Source organism: Seonamhaeicola marinus (genome assembly GCF_008085455.1).
On sequence record NZ_VSDQ01000066.1, the window covers coordinates 1 to 219 of the forward strand.

Annotated in this window: 1 rRNA gene; it reads left to right on the plus strand. The window is 49.3% G+C overall.

The features are described 5' to 3' along the window. A 16S ribosomal RNA gene (locus FUA24_RS00425) occupies positions 1-219 on the plus strand; the annotation flags it as partial.

Consider the following 219-nt stretch of genomic DNA (forward strand, 5'->3'; position numbering starts at 1 on the left):
ACGACCGGCGCACGGGTGCGTAACGCGTATACAATCTGCCTCATACTGGGGGATAGCCTTTGGAAACGAAGATTAATACCCCATAACATCTTAGTATTGCATGATACATAGATTAAAGGTTACGGTATGAGATGAGTATGCGTCCTATTAGCTAGATGGTGTGGTAACGGCACACCATGGCAACGATAGGTAGGGGCCCTGAGAGGGGGATCCCCCACA